At 72.4% G+C, this 18,888-nt stretch carries 16 protein-coding genes; 6 read left to right on the forward strand and 10 right to left on the reverse strand.

Annotated features, from left to right (window positions below):
- Nucleotides 1–39: 39 nt before the first annotated feature.
- Nucleotides 40–2,463: a Tex family protein gene (locus ACWD4O_RS22805; RefSeq protein WP_451282285.1), complete on the forward strand. Its 2,424-nt coding sequence runs from the start codon at nucleotides 40–42 to the stop codon at nucleotides 2,461–2,463.
- Between the two features lie 68 nt (nucleotides 2,464–2,531).
- Here the strand turns inward: ACWD4O_RS22805 and ACWD4O_RS22810 are convergent, their stop codons facing one another.
- Both ACWD4O_RS22810 and ACWD4O_RS22815 read right to left on the reverse strand, forming a co-directional pair.
- On the reverse strand, nucleotides 2,532–3,002 hold the full coding sequence (locus ACWD4O_RS22810) for a DUF1003 domain-containing protein (RefSeq protein WP_451282287.1): 471 nt from the start codon (nucleotides 3,000–3,002) through the stop codon (nucleotides 2,532–2,534).
- A 22-nt stretch (nucleotides 3,003–3,024) separates the two neighbouring features.
- A complete protein-coding gene (locus ACWD4O_RS22815; RefSeq protein ID WP_451282289.1) occupies nucleotides 3,025–4,665 on the reverse strand; it encodes an ABC-F family ATP-binding cassette domain-containing protein in 1,641 nt (546 codons plus the stop codon).
- A gap of 93 nt (nucleotides 4,666–4,758) precedes the next feature.
- Between ACWD4O_RS22815 and ACWD4O_RS22820 the strand changes: the two genes are divergently transcribed.
- Nucleotides 4,759–5,724: an NAD(P)/FAD-dependent oxidoreductase gene (locus tag ACWD4O_RS22820; protein ID WP_451282290.1), complete on the forward strand. Its 966-nt coding sequence runs from the start codon at nucleotides 4,759–4,761 to the stop codon at nucleotides 5,722–5,724.
- A gap of 9 nt (nucleotides 5,725–5,733) precedes the next feature.
- Here the strand turns inward: ACWD4O_RS22820 and ACWD4O_RS22825 are convergent, their stop codons facing one another.
- Nucleotides 5,734–7,704: a Xaa-Pro dipeptidyl-peptidase gene (locus tag ACWD4O_RS22825; protein ID WP_451282292.1), complete on the reverse strand. Its 1,971-nt coding sequence runs from the start codon at nucleotides 7,702–7,704 to the stop codon at nucleotides 5,734–5,736.
- A 222-nt stretch (nucleotides 7,705–7,926) separates the two neighbouring features.
- Between ACWD4O_RS22825 and ACWD4O_RS22830 the strand changes: the two genes are divergently transcribed.
- On the forward strand, nucleotides 7,927–9,441 hold the full coding sequence (locus ACWD4O_RS22830) for a M1 family metallopeptidase (protein WP_451282294.1): 1,515 nt from the start codon (nucleotides 7,927–7,929) through the stop codon (nucleotides 9,439–9,441).
- 77 nt (nucleotides 9,442–9,518) lie between these two features.
- Nucleotides 9,519–9,686 carry a hypothetical protein gene (locus ACWD4O_RS22835; RefSeq protein ID WP_450948028.1) on the forward strand — a complete coding sequence of 56 codons (168 nt, stop codon included), beginning with the start codon at nucleotides 9,519–9,521 and terminating at the stop codon, nucleotides 9,684–9,686.
- Nucleotides 9,687–9,701: 15 nt separating this feature from the next.
- On the opposite strand, the gene ACWD4O_RS22840 is transcribed toward ACWD4O_RS22835, so the two are convergent.
- Both ACWD4O_RS22840 and ACWD4O_RS22845 read right to left on the reverse strand, forming a co-directional pair.
- On the reverse strand, nucleotides 9,702–10,637 hold the full coding sequence (locus ACWD4O_RS22840) for an adenosine kinase (RefSeq protein ID WP_451282297.1): 936 nt from the start codon (nucleotides 10,635–10,637) through the stop codon (nucleotides 9,702–9,704).
- 5 nt (nucleotides 10,638–10,642) lie between these two features.
- Nucleotides 10,643–11,125 carry a macro domain-containing protein gene (locus ACWD4O_RS22845; protein WP_451282298.1) on the reverse strand — a complete coding sequence of 161 codons (483 nt, stop codon included), beginning with the start codon at nucleotides 11,123–11,125 and terminating at the stop codon, nucleotides 10,643–10,645.
- Between the two features lie 77 nt (nucleotides 11,126–11,202).
- Between ACWD4O_RS22845 and ACWD4O_RS22850 the strand changes: the two genes are divergently transcribed.
- The gene (locus tag ACWD4O_RS22850) at nucleotides 11,203–11,937 is read left to right on the forward strand and encodes a MerR family transcriptional regulator (protein ID WP_451282300.1); all 735 of its coding nucleotides are present in this window, start codon (nucleotides 11,203–11,205) and stop codon (nucleotides 11,935–11,937) included.
- Nucleotides 11,938–11,955: 18 nt separating this feature from the next.
- Here the strand turns inward: ACWD4O_RS22850 and ACWD4O_RS22855 are convergent, their stop codons facing one another.
- From ACWD4O_RS22855 to ACWD4O_RS22870, 4 genes are all read right to left on the reverse strand, one after another.
- Nucleotides 11,956–14,133: a 3-hydroxyacyl-CoA dehydrogenase NAD-binding domain-containing protein gene (locus ACWD4O_RS22855; protein WP_451282302.1), complete on the reverse strand. Its 2,178-nt coding sequence runs from the start codon at nucleotides 14,131–14,133 to the stop codon at nucleotides 11,956–11,958.
- A gap of 41 nt (nucleotides 14,134–14,174) precedes the next feature.
- Nucleotides 14,175–15,389, reverse strand: coding sequence for an acetyl-CoA C-acetyltransferase (locus tag ACWD4O_RS22860; RefSeq protein ID WP_451282303.1), 1,215 nt, complete (start codon nucleotides 15,387–15,389; stop codon nucleotides 14,175–14,177).
- Between the two features lie 38 nt (nucleotides 15,390–15,427).
- Nucleotides 15,428–16,654 carry a CaiB/BaiF CoA transferase family protein gene (locus ACWD4O_RS22865; RefSeq protein WP_451282305.1) on the reverse strand — a complete coding sequence of 409 codons (1,227 nt, stop codon included), beginning with the start codon at nucleotides 16,652–16,654 and terminating at the stop codon, nucleotides 15,428–15,430.
- Nucleotides 16,655–16,817: 163 nt separating this feature from the next.
- A complete protein-coding gene (locus ACWD4O_RS22870; protein ID WP_451282307.1) occupies nucleotides 16,818–17,198 on the reverse strand; it encodes an MmcQ/YjbR family DNA-binding protein in 381 nt (126 codons plus the stop codon).
- Nucleotides 17,199–17,289: 91 nt separating this feature from the next.
- Between ACWD4O_RS22870 and ACWD4O_RS22875 the strand changes: the two genes are divergently transcribed.
- Nucleotides 17,290–18,462 carry a saccharopine dehydrogenase family protein gene (locus tag ACWD4O_RS22875; RefSeq protein WP_451282309.1) on the forward strand — a complete coding sequence of 391 codons (1,173 nt, stop codon included), beginning with the start codon at nucleotides 17,290–17,292 and terminating at the stop codon, nucleotides 18,460–18,462.
- A 43-nt stretch (nucleotides 18,463–18,505) separates the two neighbouring features.
- On the opposite strand, the gene mmpA is transcribed toward ACWD4O_RS22875, so the two are convergent.
- Nucleotides 18,506–18,652 carry a morphogenic membrane protein MmpA gene (mmpA, locus tag ACWD4O_RS22880; protein WP_351920155.1) on the reverse strand — a complete coding sequence of 49 codons (147 nt, stop codon included), beginning with the start codon at nucleotides 18,650–18,652 and terminating at the stop codon, nucleotides 18,506–18,508.
- Nucleotides 18,653–18,888: the final 236 nt, after the last annotated feature.

The raw sequence follows: 18,888 nt of genomic DNA on the forward strand, positions 1-18,888 counted from the left end.
ATTGCCGCGCAACCTCAGTGGAGAAGGCGGTACGGGATCGTGACGACACCCGGGTCCATCGAAGTAGGGTCCATCGAAGGCAGGATCGCCGAGGAGCTCGGCGTACGGGAGCGGCAGGTGAGGTCCGCCGTGGAGCTGCTCGACGGCGGCTCGACGGTGCCCTTCATCGCCCGCTACCGCAAGGAAGCGACCGAGATGCTCGACGACGCGCAGCTGCGCACGATCGAGGAGCGGCTGCGCTATCTGCGGGAGCTGGAGGAGCGGCGGACTGCGATCCTGGAGTCGGTGCGCGAGCAGGGCAAGCTGACCGACGCGCTCGAGGCGCAGATCCGCGGGGCCGAGACCAAGGCGCGCCTCGAGGACATCTACCTGCCGTTCAAGCCCAAGCGGCGCACCAAGGCGCAGATCGCGCGCGAGGCGGGCCTCGAGCCGCTCGCCGAGGGGCTGCTCGGCGACCCGTCGGTCGATCCGCTCGCGGCGGCCGCCGCGTTCGTCGACGCCGACAAGGGCGTCGCCGATCCGCAGGCCGCGCTGGACGGCGCGCGGGCGATCCTCACCGAGCGGTTCTCGGAGGACGCCGACCTGATCGGCGAGCTGCGCGAGCGCATGTGGGCGCGCGGGCGGCTCGCGGCCAAGGTGCGCGAGGGCAAGGAGGAGGCGGGCGCGAAGTTCGCCGACTACTTCGACTTCGCCGAGCCGTTCACCGCGCTGCCCTCGCACCGGATCCTGGCGATGCTGCGCGGCGAGAAGGAGGACGTCCTCGACCTCGTGCTGGAGCCGGAGGAGCCCTCCGAGCTGCCCGGACCTTCGTCGTACGAGCCCATCGTGGCGTCCAGGTTCAAGATCGCCGACCGGGGCCGCCCCGGCGACAAGTGGCTGACGGACACGGTCCGCTGGGCGTGGCGCACCCGCATCCTCGTCCACCTGGGCATCGACCTGCGGCTGCGGCTGCGCACGGCCGCCGAGGACGAGGCGGTGAACGTGTTCGCCGCGAACCTCCGTGACCTGCTGCTCGCCGCCCCGGCCGGCACGCGCGCGACGCTCGGACTGGACCCCGGTTTCCGTACCGGCGTGAAGGTCGCCGTCGTCGACGCGACGGGCAAGGTCGTCGCGACCGACGTGATCTACCCGCACGTCCCGGCGAACAAGTGGGACGAGGCGATCGCCAAGCTGGCGCGCCTGTCGAAGGAGCACGCGGTCGACCTGGTCGCCATCGGCAACGGCACGGCCTCCCGCGAGACCGACAAGCTCGCCGGTGAACTCATCGACAAGCACCCGGAGTTGAAGCTCACCAAGGTGATGGTGTCCGAGGCCGGCGCCTCGGTGTACTCGGCCTCCGCGTTCGCCTCGCAGGAGCTGCCGGACATGGACGTGTCGCTGCGCGGCGCCGTGTCGATCGCGCGCCGGCTCCAGGACCCGCTCGCCGAGCTGGTGAAGATCGACCCGAAGTCGATCGGTGTCGGCCAGTACCAGCACGACCTGTCCGAGGTGAAGCTGTCGCGTTCGCTGGACGCGGTGGTGGAGGACTGTGTGAACGGCGTGGGCGTGGACGTCAACACGGCCTCGGCGCCGCTCCTGTCGCGCGTGTCCGGGATCTCCTCGGGCCTCGCCGAGAACATCGTGTCGCACCGGGACTCCAACGGGCCCTTCACCTCCCGCTCCGAGCTGAAGAAGGTGGCCCGGCTCGGCCCGAAGGCCTACGAGCAGTGCGCGGGCTTCCTGCGCATCCGCGGCGGCAGCGACCCGCTGGACTCCTCCAGCGTGCACCCGGAGGCGTACCCGGTGGTGCGGCGCATGGTGAAGGCCTCCGGCCAGGAGGTGGCGTCCCTGATCGGCAACACGGGTGTCCTTCGCTCGCTGCGGCCGAACGACTTCGTGGACGAGACGTTCGGTCTGCCGACCGTCGGCGACATCCTCAGGGAGCTGGAGAAGCCCGGTCGCGACCCGCGGCCCGCCTTCAAGACGGCCACCTTCAAGGAGGGTGTGGAGAAGATCTCCGACCTGTCCTCCGGGATGGTCCTGGAGGGGGTCGTGACGAACGTGGCGGCCTTCGGGGCGTTCATCGACGTCGGCGTCCACCAGGACGGTCTGGCGCATGTCTCCGCGCTGTCGAAGACGTTCGTCAAGGACCCTCGGGACGTCGTCAAGCCGGGTGACATCGTCAAGGTGAAGGTCCTCGACGTCGACATCCCGCGCAAGCGGATCTCGCTGACGCTCCGCCTGGACGACGAGGCGGCCCCGCAGGACGGCCAGGGCCGGCCCTCCGGCGGCAGTCGGCAGCGGGGCGGCGGACGCGCGCCGCAGCAACGCCGTCAGGGCCAGCAGGGCGGCCAGCGCGGCGGAGCGGGCGGCGACGGAGCGGGTGGCGGGGCGGCCCGCCAGGCTCCCCCGCCGGCCAACAGCGCGATGGCCGACGCACTGCGCCGGGCAGGCCTGGTCGACCCGAAGAAGGGCAAGCGCTGACGGCTGCGCCGATCAGGTCGTGGGAACTGCGGGCCCGTTGTGGCTGGTCCCGCAGTTCCCCCGCGCCCCTAACGGGGAGCGCCACCAGAGCCGTTCATGCGTGCACGGTTCTCCGCCAGGAGCTCCTGGACCCGTCGCTCGACCTCCACGGGGTCGACTCCCAGGGCCTGGCCCATGTGGACGGCCCAGACCTCCGAGCGGACATTGGTCTCGAAGTCGAGGTCAGCGCGTACGTTCTCGCGGGCCGCCTGGCGGTTCTGGCTCACCATGACGAAGGTCGACAGGAAGATCGCCTCCAAGCTGACGATCATGGTGAGCAGCCCGAAAGGATACGGGTCCCAGACCGCCGCCTCGCCGAACACGCCCTCGTTGCACACGATCCACACCGTGAACCACAGGGCGTGCAGATAGACGAACGCCATGGTCCCGGCAAAGGTGGTGATCGCGTCCGCGATCCGGTCCTGGGTCCCGCGCATGCGCGCGACCACGTCCTGTTCGTGCGCGATCCGCACGGCCGACCGCTTCGCCGATGTGCCCATGGCCTCTCCCTGGATCGAGCCGCTAGCGTTCCGTGACCTTGCCGTCCGCGACCTCCAGGCGGCGGGTGACGTGGACCGCGTCCAGCATGCGGCGGTCGTGGGTGACCAGGAGCAGCGTGCCCTCGTAGGCGTCGAGGGCCGACTCCAGTTGCTCGATGGCCGGCAGGTCGAGGTGGTTCGTCGGCTCGTCGAGGACGAGGAGGTTGACGCCCCGGCCCTGGAGCAGCGCGAGGGCGGCGCGGGTGCGTTCACCGGGTGACAGGGTGGCCGCCGAGCGCACGACATGGTCCGACTTCAGACCGAACTTGGCCAGCAGGGTGCGCACCTCGACCGGTTCGGTGTCCGGGACGGCCGCGCGGAACGCGTCCAGCAGCGACTCGGAGCCGTGGAACAGCTGCCGCGCCTGGTCGACCTCGCCGACCAGGACGCCCGAGCCGAGGCCGGCCTGTCCGGCGTCCAGCGGGATCCGGCCGAGGAGCGCGCCGAGCAGGGTCGACTTGCCCGCGCCGTTCGCGCCGGTGACGGCGACCCGGTCGGCCCAGTCGATCTGCAGGGTCACCGGCCCGAAGGTGAAGTCGCCGCGCCGCACCTCGGCCTCGCGCAGGGTGGCGACGACCGCGCCGGAGCGCGGGGCGGCCGCGATCTCCATCTGCAGCTCCCACTCCTTGCGGGGCTCCTCGACGACGTCGAGGCGTTCGATCATCCGCTGGGTCTGGCGGGCCTTCGCGGCCTGCTTCTCGCTGGCCTCGCTGCGGAACTTGCGGCCGATCTTGTCGTTGTCGTTGTTCGCCTTGCGACGGGCGTTCTTGACGCCCTTGTCCATCCAGCCGCGCTGCATCTGCGCACGGTCCTGGAGGGCGGCCTTCTTGTCGGCGTACTCCTCGAAGTCGTCGCGCGCGTGCCGACGGGCCACGTCCCGTTCCTCCAGGTAGGCGTCGTAGCCGCCGCCGTAGAGGTGGATCTGCTGCTGGGCGAGGTCGAGTTCGAGGACCTTGGTGACCGTGCGGGTGAGGAACTCGCGGTCGTGGCTGACGACCACGGTGCCGGCCCGCAGGCCGGTCACGAAGCGTTCGAGGCGCTCCAGGCCGTCCAGGTCGAGGTCGTTGGTCGGCTCGTCGAGGAGGAAGACGTCGTAGCGGGACAGCAGGAGGGAGGCGAGGCCCGCGCGGGCGGCCTGGCCGCCGGACAGCGCGGTCATCGGCTGGTCGAGGTCCACGCCGAGGCCCAGCGAGTCGGCGACCTCCGCGGCGCGCTCGTCGAGGTCGGCGCCGCCGAGGTCGAGCCAGCGCTCCAGGCTCTCCGCGTAGGCGTCGTCGGAGCCGGGCGCGCCGTCGACCAGGGCCTGGGTGGCCTCGTCCATCGTGCGCTGCGCCTCGGCGACGCCGGTGCGGCGGGCGAGGAACTCGCGCACGCTCTCCCCCGGGCGGCGCTCCGGTTCCTGGGGCAGATGGCCGACGCTCGCGGTCGGCGGGGAGAGCCTGAGCTCGCCCTGCTCGGGCGTGGTGAGCCCGGCGAGCAGCTTCAGCAGGGTGGACTTGCCCGCACCGTTGGCACCGACCAGCCCGATCACGTCTCCGGGGGCGACGACGAGGTCGAGCCCGGAGAAGAGGGAGCGGTCGCCGTGCCCGGCGGCGAGGTTCTTGGCGACGAGAGTGGCAGTCATCAGGTCGTAGATCCTAGTCGCCGTACGGGGGCCCGGCCCCCGCGGTCCCCCGCTGTCTCGCTCTTCGGCCGCGCGGTCGGTTAACGTCCGGGCGTGGACACTCGGTTGAACGGCGATGTGATCGTGGTCGGCGGCGGGGTCATCGGGCTGGCGACGGCCGTGGTCCTCGCCGAGCGCGGCCTGCGGGTGCGGGTGTGGACGCGCGAACCGGCCGAGCGGACCACCTCGGCCGTGGCCGGCGGGCTGTGGTGGCCGTACCGCATCGAGCCGATGGCGTCGGCGCGGGCGTGGGCGCTGCGGTCCCTGGAGATCTACGAGCGGCTCGCCGCGCGGCCCGAGGAGACCGGGGTGCGCCTGGTCGACGGGGTGATGGGCGGGACGGACCTGGCCGACGTCGAGAGCTGGGCCGTCGGCCGGCTGGCCGGGCTGCGCCGGTCCACGGCACGCGAGTACGGCGCCGGGACCGGCATCCGGGCGCGGCTGCCGCTGATCGACATGGCGACGCATCTGCCGTGGCTGCGGGAGCGGCTGCTGCGGGCGGGCGGCACGGTCGAGGAGCGCACGGTGACCGATCTGGCGGAGGCCGAGGCGCCGGTCGTGGTCAACTGCACCGGGCTGGGCGCCCGGGAGCTGGCGGCGGACGCGTCGGTGCGGCCCGTGCGGGGGCAGCTCGTCGTCGTGGAGAACCCCGGGATCGACACCTGGCTCGTCGCCACCGGCCCGGACGGGGAGATGGCCTGTCTCTTCCCGCAGCCCGGACGGCTGCTGCTGGGCGGCACCGCGGAGGACGGCGTGTGGTCGCAGGAGCCGGACCCGCAGACGGCCGAGGCGATCGTCCGGCGTTGTGCGGCCCTGCGGCCGGAGGTCGGCGGGGCGCGGATCCTGGAGCACCGGGTGGGGCTGCGGCCGGCCCGGGCCGCGGTGCGGCTGGAGCGGACCCGTCTGCCGGACGGGCGGGCGGTGGTGCACCACTACGGGCACGGCGGGGCGGGCGTGACGGTGGCCTGGGGTTGCGCGCAGGAGGCGGCCGAGCTCGTGTGCTCGGCCGCCTCCCCTTAGCCGGAAGGCCTACGGAATCCGGTACGTGTGGTGCGGTGTCCCCACGCCGGCGAGGGGCCCGGCGTAGGGGGTGCGGGCCGCCGATCCGGAGGTGGCGCGGACGAAGGCCGCGGCGCCTCCGACGAACGGGACCCGGGCCGAGGTGCGCGACAGGTCCAGGGTGAGGGTCGGAATGTCGGCGGGCGGGTCGATGAGGTCCCTGTCGGTGCCCGCGACGATCAGCGCGAGGCGGTGCCCGGCCGGCACGACATGGTCGGTGGCCGCCAGATCGAGGGTGATCGTGTACGCCTTGCCCGGGGTGAGCGGGACGCCCTTGCCCGGGTCGGCGTAGGTGCCCAGGTCGGCCCAGCCGCGGCTGACGACGGTCTGGCCGACGTCGGCCGTCCTCGCCGTCGTCTCCTTGAAGCAGGCGCTGTCGCCCGCGGTGCTCTCGCCCCAGCAGGTGCGGTCGGCGAGGGTGGTGATGCCCTCGCCGCTCGCCGCGTAGTCGCGGATGACGTCGGGGCCGACGTCGACGAGGACGGCGGTCAGATGCGCCGTCGCGGTGCCGGGCGTGGCGGTGACGGTGACCTTGGAGGAGCCGGACAGCCGCAGGTCGCGGGTGAGGGCGCCGGTGACGAACCCGGCCTTCTCGGGGGTCGCCGCGTCGATCTGCGCCGCCCAGTCGGTCTCGCCGAGCCCCGGGTCGTCGGTGAAGGTCGTGGTGCCCGTGCCCTTGCGCAGGCCGAGGGCGCCGACGCCCGGCTGGACGCCGGCGGTCGGGCGCAGGGTCGCGGTCTGCGTGCCCTTCGGCGGCCAGACCTTGGAGGTGACCCACTGGTCGGGGTGGCGTTCGATGTCGGCCATGGGCTCGCGGTCGATGCCGTTGTCGTAGCCGAGGAGCTCGTGGTCGAACCAGCGGTGCAGGGTGTCCACCCAGGTGGCACGGCGGAAGTCGAAGGGGTCGACGTGGCCGGTCTGGGAGAGCCAGATCTTGCGCTCCACGCCACTCTTCGCGAGGGCGTCCCACCACTGGCCGAGGTGCTTGGTGCGGACGTTGAGGTCCTGCAGGCCGTGGACGAGGAAGACGCTGGCCTTGACGTTGTGCGCGTTCTTGACGTAGTCGCGCTCGGCCCACAGCGATGTCAGGTCGCCGGTGCGCGGGGCCTCGTCGACCAGTCGCCGCTGGACGGCCGTGCACCTGGCGTGGGACTCCGGGCTGTCGACGTAGTCGGCGAGCCGGTCGGGTCCTGAGTCGTAGAGGGGCGCGCCCTGGGCGAAGTAGTAGTCGTACCAGGAGGAGATGGCGCTGATCGGGACGATGGTCTTCAGGCCCCGCACGCCGGTGGCGGCGACGGCGTTGGCTATGGTGCCGTCCCAGCTCTTGCCGATCATGCCGGTCCTGCCGTTGGTCCAGTCCGCCTTCGCGGTCGCGCTGCCGGTGCGGGTGGTGTAGGCCCTGGCGCGGCCGTTCAGCCAGTCGATCACGGCCTTCGCCGACCGGACCTCGTTGCGGCCGCCGACGTCCTCGCAGCCGTCGGAGCGGTTGGTGCCGGCCAGGTCGACGCCTACGAAGGCGTAGCCGCGCGGCACGAAGTAGTTGTCGTAGAACAGCGGCATCCGGACGACGTTCCCGGCCGCGTCGTAGGTCTTGCGCTGGCTCTCGTTGCCGCGTCCGCAGCAGGAGTAGTAGGGGCTCGCGTCCATGATGACGGGCACCTTGCGGCCCTGGGCGGCGGGTTCGCGGGGGCGGACGACGTCGACGGCGACGCGGTCGGTCCTCCCGTCGCCGTCGCCGTCGAGTCCGGTGTCGACCCAGACGGCTTCGCGGACGGCGTTCTCGTAGGAGTAGACGGGCCTGCTCTCGCGCGCGGCGCCGGAGAAGCCGGCGGCGTCGGAGGCGCTGTGGGCCGCGGTCGGGGTGAGGAAGGCGGCCGTCAGAAGGGTGATGACGGCGGTCGCGAGCGGTCTCCAGATCGTGAAGCGCATGCGTGTCGACATGCGCGGGACGCTACCCCGGTCAACTCCTGTGCAGAAGAGGGCCGCTGTGCGCCGGCTGTGACACGAGGGCCTCCCTGGGGAGGGAGTGCGCGGGGATGTGCGGGGGTGCGCCGTGACGGCCGAATGGCGATCGTGTGACAGGGGCGGCGGTGGACACCCCTGCGCGCACGGGGACTCAATAGGCTCCGAACAGATCTCCGTCCCCCACGACTTGGAGCTTTCGTGCACCGCAGACTCATCGCGCCCGGCGCACTTGCCGCCGCGTCCGTGCTGCTGGCGATCCCGGCGTCCGCCGCGAGCCACTCCCCCGGCGCGTCGGGCATCGGCGACCCCTACTACCCGGCCTACGGCAACGGCGGCTACGACGTCTCCCACTACGACCTGCGGCTGACCTACCAGCCGGCCACGGACGAGTTGGCGGGGACGGCGACGATCCTCGCGCGGACCACCGAGGACCTGTCGAGCTTCGACCTGGACTTCCTGCTGGACGTCAGCGAGGTCCGCGTCAACGGCGCCACGGCCGCGTTCACCGCCTCCGGCGAGCACGAGCTGGTGGTCACCCCGAAGAGCCCGCTGGCGAAGGGGACGTCCGTCACGGTCGTCGTCCGGTACAGCGGGGTGCCGTCGACGAAGAGCGCGTACGGCTTCTCCACCTGGCACCGCACCCCGGACGGCGCGGTCGCGGCGGACGAGCCCGAATCGGCCTGGTGGTGGTTCCCGAGCAACGACCACCCGCTCGACAAGGCGACCTACGACGTGTCGGTGGCCGTGCCGGACGGCACCCAGGCCATCTCCAACGGCACACTCCAGTCGACGACTTCACGCCTGGGCTGGACGCGCTACACCTGGCGCCAGAACAAGCCTCAGGCGACGTATCTCGCCACTCTGGCGCTCGGCAGGTTCGACGTCACGACGAGCACGTCCGAGGGCGGCGTGCCGGTGCTCAACGCCTACAGCAGGAACCTCGGGGACAACGACGGGGGCGCGCGGGCGAGTGTGGAGCGCACCGGCGAGATCGTCGACTGGCTGAGCGGTTACTTCGGGCCGTACCCGTTCAGCACGGCCGGCGGGTATGTCCCCGACACCACCACCGGGTACGCGCTGGAGACGCAGAGCCGCGTGTTCTACAGCCCGCGGCAGTTCGCGAGCGGCTCCAACACCTCAGTGGTGGTGCACGAGTTGGCGCACCAGTGGTACGGCGACTCGGTGTCCGTGAAGGGCTGGAAGGACATCTGGCTCAACGAGGGCTTCGCGCGGTACGCGCAGTGGCTGTGGTCCGAGCACGAGGGCGAGGGCACGGCGCAGGAGCTCGCGGACTACGTGTACGCCGCGCACCCGGCCGACGACGCGTTCTGGACGGTGAAGCCCGGCGATCCGGGCGCCGCGCACCAGTTCGACATCGCCGTCTACGACCGGGGCGCGCTGGCGGTGCAGGCGCTTCGCAACGAGATCGGCGACGACGCGTTCTTCGCCGTCCTGAAGGGCTGGCCGCAGGAGCACGCGTACGGCAACGCGACGATCGCCGAGTTCCAGGCGTACGCCGAGCAGGTCTCCGGGAAGCCGCTGGGCGCGCTGTTCGACACCTGGCTGTTCGAGCCGACCAAGCCGACGACACCGACGCAGCAGGCTGCTGCCGGCGCGCCGGCCACGAAGGCCGCTGCCGCCGTTCGCGTCGCTCCCGTGCCGCCGAAGTCCTGGAAGAAGATCGCGGCGACGAACGACCTGCACGAACACTGACCCGAACTCCCGTCTGATTCCGGGCGACTTTGGGTAACAAGGCGTGAAGGGATCACGGACGGAGCGGGGGAACGGTCATGGCGGGTGCGCAGAACAGCAACGAGGTCGGGTGGAGAGCGACGGCAGGCATCGGGTCGTTGGGGGTCGGCATCGGGCTGATCGCCGGGATTCCCGTGCTGTCCCTGCTGGGGGCGGTCGTCGTCCTCGTCGGTCTGATCGGCCTCACGGCGGCCAGGCGCAAGTAGGCCCGGCGCGCCCGCTCAGGATCCGGCTCGGGCCAGCAGCGCGTCGCGCGCGATGGCCGCGCTCTCCGTGGCCGGCACCGTGCACGCGTACGCCCCGGCCAGTGCGCCGTACTCGGCGCACCGGCGCGGCGGTGCGCCGCTGAGGCGGCCGAAGAGGAAGGCGGACGCGAAGGCGTCGCCCGCGCCGTTGGAGTCCACCACCGGCGCGGGCGGGGTGGCGGCCGGTATGCGGGTCAGCTCGCCGTCGGAGAGCAGATACGCGCCCTGCGCGCCCGCCATGGCGACGACGACCTCGGCGCGGCCCCGCTCGGCGATGCGGCGCATGGTCGCCTCCGGGTCGGTCAGCGCCGCCGCGGAGACGAAGACGACGTCCGCCGCGTGGGCGAAGGCCTCCTGGTAGGGGTTCTCGCCGTCCCAGTCGTGCAGGTCGGTGGAGATGCCGATCCCCGCCTCGCGCAGCAGGGGCAGGGCATCGGCGCAGGGCTGTGTGATGGACACGTGCGCGTGGCGGCTCGCCGCGGCCAGCGCCCGCAGGGTGTCCTCGGGGATGCGGTCGTCCGGGCGCCCGCGGCTGGTGTCGTACAGCGAGAGCCGCCGGCCGTCCGGGCTCACCAGGTTGACCGCGCGCTTGGTGCCGGCGGGCTGCGGGATCGCGGTGAGGGCGATGCCGTGCTTCTCGTGCAGGGCGCGGACCAGGTCGCCCTCGGGGTCGTCGCCGAGGAAGTCCAGGTGGTGGGTGCGCAGGCCGAGGGCGGTGAGGCCCAGGGCGACGAAGTCGCCGGTCTGTCCGGCGCGGGACCGGATCCCGCTGTCGATCATGTAGCTGTCGGCGTACGGGAGCGGCAGCTCCGGCACGTACACGATGGTGTCGACGCCGGCCCCGCCCAGGACCAGGACGTCGATGTCCCCGACCGTGTTCTCGCTGATGTCCCCGTGCCTGTCCCCGTGCATGCGCGCTACCCCTCCCCGTGGTCGTACACCGTCACCGCGACGCCCCGCCGCACCAGCCGCTCGGTGACGAGCGGCTCGACGCGGGACCACTTGCCGCCGGCCAGTCCGCAGCCTATCCGTGGCATGTGCACCGACGCGCCGAGTTCGACCGCCCGGTCGGCGAGCCGGGACAGCGCGGTGTCGATGGCCTCGTAGCGCACCGGGACGCCCTTGCTGCCGGTGCGGACGCCTCGCTGGCCGACCATGTTGGCGACCCACACGTACCGCTCCACCTGGACGAGCTGGAGCGCGCCCAGGCCGAAGTCGTTGGCGGCCCGCTCGCGGTGCCAGGCGCGGTAGGCGGCCTCCGGCTCCGGCCAGCGGCGGGACACCGCCAGGACGAAGCCCTTTCCCCATCCCCCGATGTCGTTGCAGACATGGGCGATCACCTTGACGCCCTTCACCGACGGAACGGTGGCGTCACCCCTGACATAAGTGATCTCCGACATGACGCCACCGTAGGCGGTGCCACTGACAACGGCCCCGAGCCGCCGCTCCCCGGGGCGCGGCAGCGATACTGCTGCGCATGACGAGCGAGACGGCGGAGCCGGCCCTCACGGTGGACGAGCTGGCCGCCCGGGCGGGGGTCACGGTGCGGACGGTGCGCTTCTACGGCACCAAGGGGCTGCTGCCCCCGCCGGTCATCGGTCCGCGCCGGGTGGGGCACTACGGCGCCGGGCATCTCGCACGCCTCGCGCTGATCGAGGAACTGCGGCGGCAGGGCCTGACGCTGGCGGCGATCGAGCGCTACCTGGACCGGCTGCCGCCGGGTCTCGACGCCCACGACCTCGCCGTGCACCGGGCCGTCGTGGCCTCCTGGGCGCCGGACGCCGTGGAGACCGTGACGCGGGAGGAGCTCCGGCAGCGGGCGGGGCGGACGCTCGGCGAGGAGGACGTGGACCGGCTCGTCGCGATGGGTGTGATCGAGGCCCACGCCGAGGACCCGGTCGGCGCGGACGCGTACCGCGTCGATCCGGGGCTGCTCAGGCTGGGCGTCCGGCTGCTCGACGTGCCGCTGTCGCCGGAGTCGATCCGTGCCGCCCGGACCGTCCTCCTCGACCATGCGCGCGGCGCGGCGCACGAGCTGTCGCGGCTGCTGCGCGAGGAGGTGCCGGAGCGCGACGCGCAGGCGGTGCGGTCGCTTTCGGCGCATATGCAGCCCCTGGTCGTGCAGGCGTTGCTGACGGCCTTCCAGCGGTCGCTGACGGAGGAGCTGCGGGAGTGGCTCGGGGAGCCGCCGACGGACGACGACTCCCCTTGAGGGTGGTCGGCCGGTGGTTCAGCGGGCGTCCGTGAAGGTCTCGCCCCGCTCCGCCTTCGCCACCAGCAGCGCGGGCGGGGTGAAGCGGTCGCCGTAGCGCTCCGCGAGTTCACGCGCGCGTGCCACGAATCCGGGGAGCCCGCCCTCGTAGCCGTTGATGTACTGGAGCACCCCGCCGGTCCAGCCGGGGAAGCCGATGCCGAAGAGGGAGCCGATGTTGGCGTCGGCCACGGACGTCAGCACGCCCTCCTCGATGAGCTTGACGGTGTCGAGGGCCTCGGCGAAGAGCATGCGTTCCTGCATGTCCTCGAACGGGATCTCGGCGCCCGCGCGCGTGAAGTGCTCGCGCAGGCCCGGCCACAGCGCGCCCCGCTTGCCGTCGGGCCCGTACTCGTAGAAGCCCGCGCCGCCGCTGCGGCCGGGGCGGCCGAACTCCTCGACCATCCGGTCGATGACGGCCTCCGCGGGGTGTCCGGGCCAGGTGCCGCCCGCCTCCTCCACCGCCTGCTTCGACTCCTTGCGGATCTTCTGCGGGAGGGTGAGCGTCAGGTCGTCCATCAGGGACAGCACCTTGCCGGGGTAGCCCGCCTGGGCGGCCGCCTGTTCGACGGAGGCGGGCTCGATGCCCTCGGCGACCATGGCGACGCCCTCGTTGATGAAGTGGCCGATCACCCGCGAGGTGAAGAAGCCGCGCGAGTCGTTGACGACGATCGGCGTCTTCTTGATCTGCCGGACCAGGTCGAAGGCGCGCGCGAGCGCCTCGTCCCCGGTGCGCTCGCCCTTGATGATCTCGACGAGCGGCATCTTGTCGACCGGCGAGAAGAAGTGCAGCCCGATGAAGTCGTTCTGGCGTTCGACGCCCTCGGCGAGGACGGTGATGGGGAGGGTGGAGGTGTTGGAGCAGAGCAGGGCGTCGGGCTCGACGATGTGCTCGATCTCCTGGAAGACCTTGTGCTTGAGGGAGGTGTCCTCGAACACTGCCTCGATGACGGCGTCGCAGCCCGCCAGGTCCTGCGGGTCCGCGGTGGGCGTGATGCGGGCGAGCAGGGCGTCCGCCTTCTCCTGGCTGACACGGCCCCGGGAGACGGCCTTGGCGCAGAGTTTCTCGGAGTAGGCCTTGCCCTTGGCGGCCGCTTCCGCGGAGACGTCCCGGAGCACGACGTCGATGCCCGCGCGGGCGCACGAGTAGGCGATGCCGGCGCCCATCATCCCGGCGCCCAGGACGGCGACCTTGCGGACCTGGCGGGGCGCGACGCCCTTGGGGCGGTTGACGCCGGAGTTGACGGCCTGGAGGTCGAAGAAGAACGCCTGGATCATGTTCTTCGACGTCTGCCCGGCGGCCAGCTCCACGAAGTAGCGGGCCTCGATGACCTGGGCGGTCTCGAAGTCGACCTGGGCGCCCTCGACGGCGGCGGCGAGGATCCGCTGCGGCGCGGGGTAGGGGGCGCCGTTGGTCTCCTTGCGCAGGCTGGCCGGGAAGGCGGGCAGGTTGGCGGCGAACTTCGGGTGGGCGGGCGTGCCGCCGGGGATGCGGTGGCCCGGCTCGTCCCAGGGCTGCCGGGACTCGGGGTGGGCGTCGATGAAGGCGTGGGCCTTGGCGAGGAGTTCGTCGGGGGTGGCGGCGACCTCGTGGATCAGGCCGTTCTCCAGAGCCTGCCGGGGGCTGTACTGGGTGCCCTTGAGGAGGACCTTGAGGAGGGCGTCGGTGATGCCCAGCAGGCGCACGGTGCGGGCGACGCCGCCACCGCCGGGGAGCAGGCCGAGGGTGACCTCGGGGCAGCCGATCTTGGAACCGGGCGCGTCCAGGGCGACCCGGTGGTGGCAGGCGAGGGCGAGCTCGTAACCGCCGCCGAGGGCCGCGCCGTTCATCGCGGCGACGACCGGCTTGCCGAGGGTCTCGATGCGGCGGAGGTTGCGCTTGATCTCCAGTCCGCCGTCGAACAGCTCCTGGGCGGTCTCGGGGGTGACGCGGATGAGGTCGCGCAGATCGCCGCCGGCGAAGAAGGTCTTCTTGGCGGAGGTGATGACGATGCCCCGGACGGAGTCCTTCTCGGCCTCAAGGCGGTCGGCGACCGCGGCGAGCGAGGCGCGGAACGCCGCGTTCATGGTGTTGGCGGACTGATCCGGGTCGTCGAGGACGAGGGTGACCAGGCCGGTGCGGTCCTGTTCCCAGCGGATGGTGGTGCTCAGTGTCATGACGGGGTCTCCGTAGAAGTCTTGGGCTGCCGCTGGGGTGGTCAGACGCGCTCGACGACGGTGGCTACGCCCATGCCGCCGCCCACGCAGAGCGTGACGAGGCCGTAGCGCTTGTCCTGGCGCTCCAGCTCGTCGACGAGCGAGCCGAGGATCATCGCGCCGGTGGCGCCGAGCGGGTGGCCGAGGGCGATCGCGCCGCCGTTGACGTTGACCTTGTCCAGGGACAGGCCCATGTCCTTGACGAAGCGCAGGACGACCGCCGCGAACGCCTCGTTGATCTCGACGAGGTCGATGTCGTCGATGGTCAGGCCGGCCTTCGCGAGGGCCTTGCGGGTGGCGGGCGCGGGGCCGGTGAGCATGATCGTCGGCTCGGAGCCGGAGACCGCGGCGGAGACGATCCGCGCGCGCGGGGTGAGGCCGTAGCGCTCGCCGACCTCCTTGGAGCCGATCGCGACCAGGGAGGCGCCGTCGACGATGCCGGAGGAGTTGCCCGCGTGGTGGACGTGGTCGATCTTCTCCACCCAGTGGTACTTCTGCAGCGCGACCGCGTCGAAGCCGCCCAGTTCGCCGATGTCGGCGAAGGAGGGCTTGAGCTTCCCGAGGGAGTCGGCGGTGGTGCCGGGGCGCGGGTGCTCGTCGTGGTCGAGGACGACGAGACCGCCGCGGTCCTTCACCGGGACGACCGAGCGGTCGAAGCGGCCCTCCTTCCAGGCCGTCGCCGCCCGCTCCTGCGACAGGGCCGCGTACTCGTCGACGTCGCGCCGGGAGAAGCCCTCGATGGTGGCGATGAGGTCGGCGCCGATGCCCTGGGGCACGAAGTTGACGGCCAGGTTGGTCATCGGGTCGTTGAACCAGGCGCCGCCGTCCGAGGCCATCGGCACCCGGGACATCGACTCCACGCCGCCCGCGAGGACGAGGTCCTCCCAGCCCGAACGGACCTTGGCGGCGGCCAGGTTGACCGCCTCCAGACCCGAGGCACAGAAGCGGTTCTCCTGGACGCCGGCCACGGTGTCCGGCAGACCGGCGGCGATCGCGGCGATGCGCGCGATGTCGGAGCCCTGGTCGCCCACCGGTCCGACGACGCCGAGCACGACGTCGTCGATCGCGGCCGGGTCGAGGCCGGGGAAGCGGCTTCGCAGCTCGTGGATGAGGCCGACGACGAGGTCGATGGGCTTCGTTCCGTGCAGGGCGCCGTTCGCCTTGCCGCGGCCGCGTGGGGTGCGGATCGCGTCGTACACGTACGCTTCGGTGCTCACTGGCAGGCCTTTCGGGAGGTGGGCCGAGCGGGGCGGGGTCAGTCGCCCTGGTGCGGGAGGTCGTTCCGGGACGGGAAGTCGTTCCGGGGCGCGAAAGCGGTCTCGGGCGCGAGAGTGCTCTCGGGGGTCTTCACAAGATCCGTCACGAGCCCCGGTATGTCCCAGTCGCGGGCCACTTCGCGCGTGTCGGCGCCGGGTCGCGCGGGCCCGGTGCGCACGGCGGTGGGCGTCTCGGAGAAGCGGGGCGCCGGGGCCGGCTGGGTGATGCCGCCGTGGTCGGTGAAGGTGCCGCGGGCGGCGAGGTGCGGATGGTGCGGGGCCTCGCGCAGCGACAGCACGGGCGCGACACACGCGTCGGAGCCCTCGAACAGGGCCGTCCACTCGTCGCGGGTGCGGGACCTGAAGCGGGCGGCGACGGCCTCGCGCAGCTCGCCCCAGCGCGTCCGGTCCTTGCGGGCGTCCCGGAACTCCGCAACGCCCAGCAGGTCGACGAACTCGTCGTAGAACTGCGGCTCCAGGGCGCCGACGGCCATGTACCCGCCGTCGGCGGTCTCGTAGGTGCCGTAGTACGGGCAGCCGCCGTCGAGGAGGTTGGCGGCGCGCCGGTCCTGCCAGCCGCCGGCGGCGAGCATGCCGTGGATCATCGCGGAGAGGTGGGCTGCGCCGTCGACGATGGCCGCGTCGACGACCTGGCCGGCGCCGCTCACGCGCGCGTGGTGGAGGGCGGCGAGGACGCCGACGACGAGGTAGAGGGAGCCGCCCGCGTAGTCGCCGAGGAGGTTGGCGGGGGCGGGCGGCGGCCGGTCCGGGGCGCCGATCATGCCGAGGGCGCCGGTGACGGCGAGGTAGGAGACGTCGTGGCCGGAGCGGTGGGCCAGGGGGCCCTGCTGGCCCCAGCCGGTCATCCGGCCGTAGACCAGTCGGGGGTTGCGGGCGTGGCAGGCCTCGGGGCCGACGCCGAGGCGCTCGGCGACGCCCGGCCGGTTGCCCTCGATGAGCACGTCGGCGCGGGCGGCCAGGTCGAGCACGCGCGCGGGGCCGTCCGGCGACTTGAGGTCGACGATCACCGAGCGCTTGTTGCGGTTGGTGACGTCATGGGCGGGGTCGACGCCGAGGACCGAGCCGCCGGGGCGGTCCACGCGGACGACATCGGCGCCGAGGTCGGCCAGGAGCATGCCCGCGAAGGGGCCGGGGCCGATCCCGGCGAGCTCCACCACGCGCACGCCGGTCAGCGGGCCCTGCCCGGTCGTCCGTCCCGTTGTCATCCAGCCCCCTTGCTGTGACACAACCGATGTAACACCAGTGATGTTAGGAACACGTTCCGGTGGACACAAGAGCAGAACAAGCAAGCGCTTAGCCAGTATGCCCGCACCGCCGCCCGTCGTACCGCCGGTCGCCGTAGCGCCGTTCCGCCGTCGCCGGACCGGCTCAGCGCGCTTCCAGCTCCGCTATGAACCGCTTGGGAGCGATCGTGCGGTAGCTCTCCTCCACCCAGTCGCAGAGCAGCTCGGCCCCGGGAGCGCCCTTCTCCTCCAGCGGCAGGCTCACCCAGCCCGACCTGCCCAGGCCGTATCCGGCGGGCTCGGCTCCCGGCGCGGCCAGCGCATGGGCGTGCGCCGTCTCCTCCGCGAGCTTGAGAGTGACGCCCAGCGGGTGACTGCCGTCGTCGACGCCGAGGAAGACGAACACCTTCTTGTCGACCTTGGCCACCGTCTCGCCCCAGGGGAACTCCTCGGTCACGCCGGGCAGTCCGAGCGCGAACTCGCGCACTTTCTCCCATTTCCTCAGGGCGTTCCTGTCCACGGTCACCTGCTGCCTCCGGGCTCGTCGTCGGCCTCCGCACTCCTCACGCTAGCCTCAGCCACCGACAGCGGCGCGGGCTGCAGGGCGAAGGGATGTCATGAGCAGGCTGAAAAGGTCGGACCGTCCGTACGACATCGTGCTCTTCGGGGCCACGGGCTTCGTCGGAACGCTCACCGCGGAGTACCTCGCCGCGCATGCGCCCGCCGAGCTGCGCTGGGCGATCGCCGGCCGCGACGAGAAGAAGCTGGAAGAGCTGCGCGAACGGCTCGGCGTGGACGTCGGGGTGCTGCGGGCCGACTCCTCGGACCCGGCGTCGCTGCGCGCCCTCGCGGAGCACGCACGCGTGGTGGCCACGACCGTGGGCCCCTATGTGACGTACGGCGAGGAACTCGTGGCGGCCTGCGCGGACACCGGCGCCGACTACCTCGACCTCACCGGCGAGCCGGAGTTCGTGGACCTGATGTACGTCCGGCACGACGCACGCGCGCGTGAGACGGGTGCGCGGCTGCTCCACGCGTGCGGCTTCGACTCCGTCCCGCACGACCTGGGCGTGTACTTCACCGTCCAGCAGCTCCCGGAGGGCGTGCCGCTGGCCGTGGACGGCTTCGTGACCGCCGACGCCACCTTCTCGGGCGGCACCTTCGCCTCCGCCCTGGGCCAGTTCGCCCGCGGCCGGCAGATGGCGTCCGCCGCGCGGGAGCGAGGACGGCACGAACCGCGGCTCATGGGCCGCCGGGCCGCCGCGCCGCTGGGAGCGCCCCGGTTCGCCCCGGAGGTCGGCGCCTGGGCGCTGCCGCTGCCGACCATCGACCCGCAGATCGTGCTCCGCTCGGCGAGGTCGCTGCAGCGCTACGGGCCCGACTTCCGCTACCGGCACTACGCGGCCGTACGGCGGCTGCCCGTCGCCGTGGGCGGGATCGCGGCGGTCGGCGCCCTCGTCGCGGCGGCCCAACTGCCGCCCGCCCGGCGCTGGCTGTCGGACCGGCTCAAGCCCGGGGAGGGGCCGAGCGCCGACAAGCGGGCGCGGAGCTGGTTCTCCGTCCGGTTCGTCGGCGAGGGCGGCGGCCGACGGGTGTGCACCGAGGTCTCGGGCGGCGACCCCGGCTACGACGAGACGGCGAAGATGTTCGCCGAGGCGGCGCTCGCCCTGGCCTGCGACGACCTTCCGCCGACCGCGGGGCAGGTCACGACGGCGGTGGCGATGGGCGCCGCGCTGACCGAGCGGCTGATCCGGGCGGGCCTCCGTTTCCGCGTCGCGGCCCGCCGCTGACCGTCCCCCGGCCTCGGCTGCGGCTTCGGCTGCGGCTGCGGCCTCAGACCGGCCACTGCACGAGCGTGTAGATCATCCCGACGATCCAGCCGAGCCCCGCCAGGACGGCGAGGATCAGCGCGGCGTTCACGGCACGCTCGACGGATCGGTTCGGGTCGGCGAGGGGCTTCGGAGCACGGTGCGTGGTCATGCGGCCCAGCCTGCCGAGCGGGCCGCCGGGCGCACATCCGTACAGGTACTCAGACGACGTACTCAGGCGCGCGCCCGCCGCCGGCCGGTCCCCTTGCCCCCCATTGGGGACTTTCGGTGCCGCCCGGCGCTCATTCCCTGCTCCCAGGCGCTCCCAGGCGCTCCCAAGTGCCAAGAAGCAATTCAATGAAACGATTGAAGCACCTGATCGGAACAGGACCGAAGCGGAACCGGAGG

The organism is Streptomyces sp. NPDC002623 (assembly GCF_053592635.1).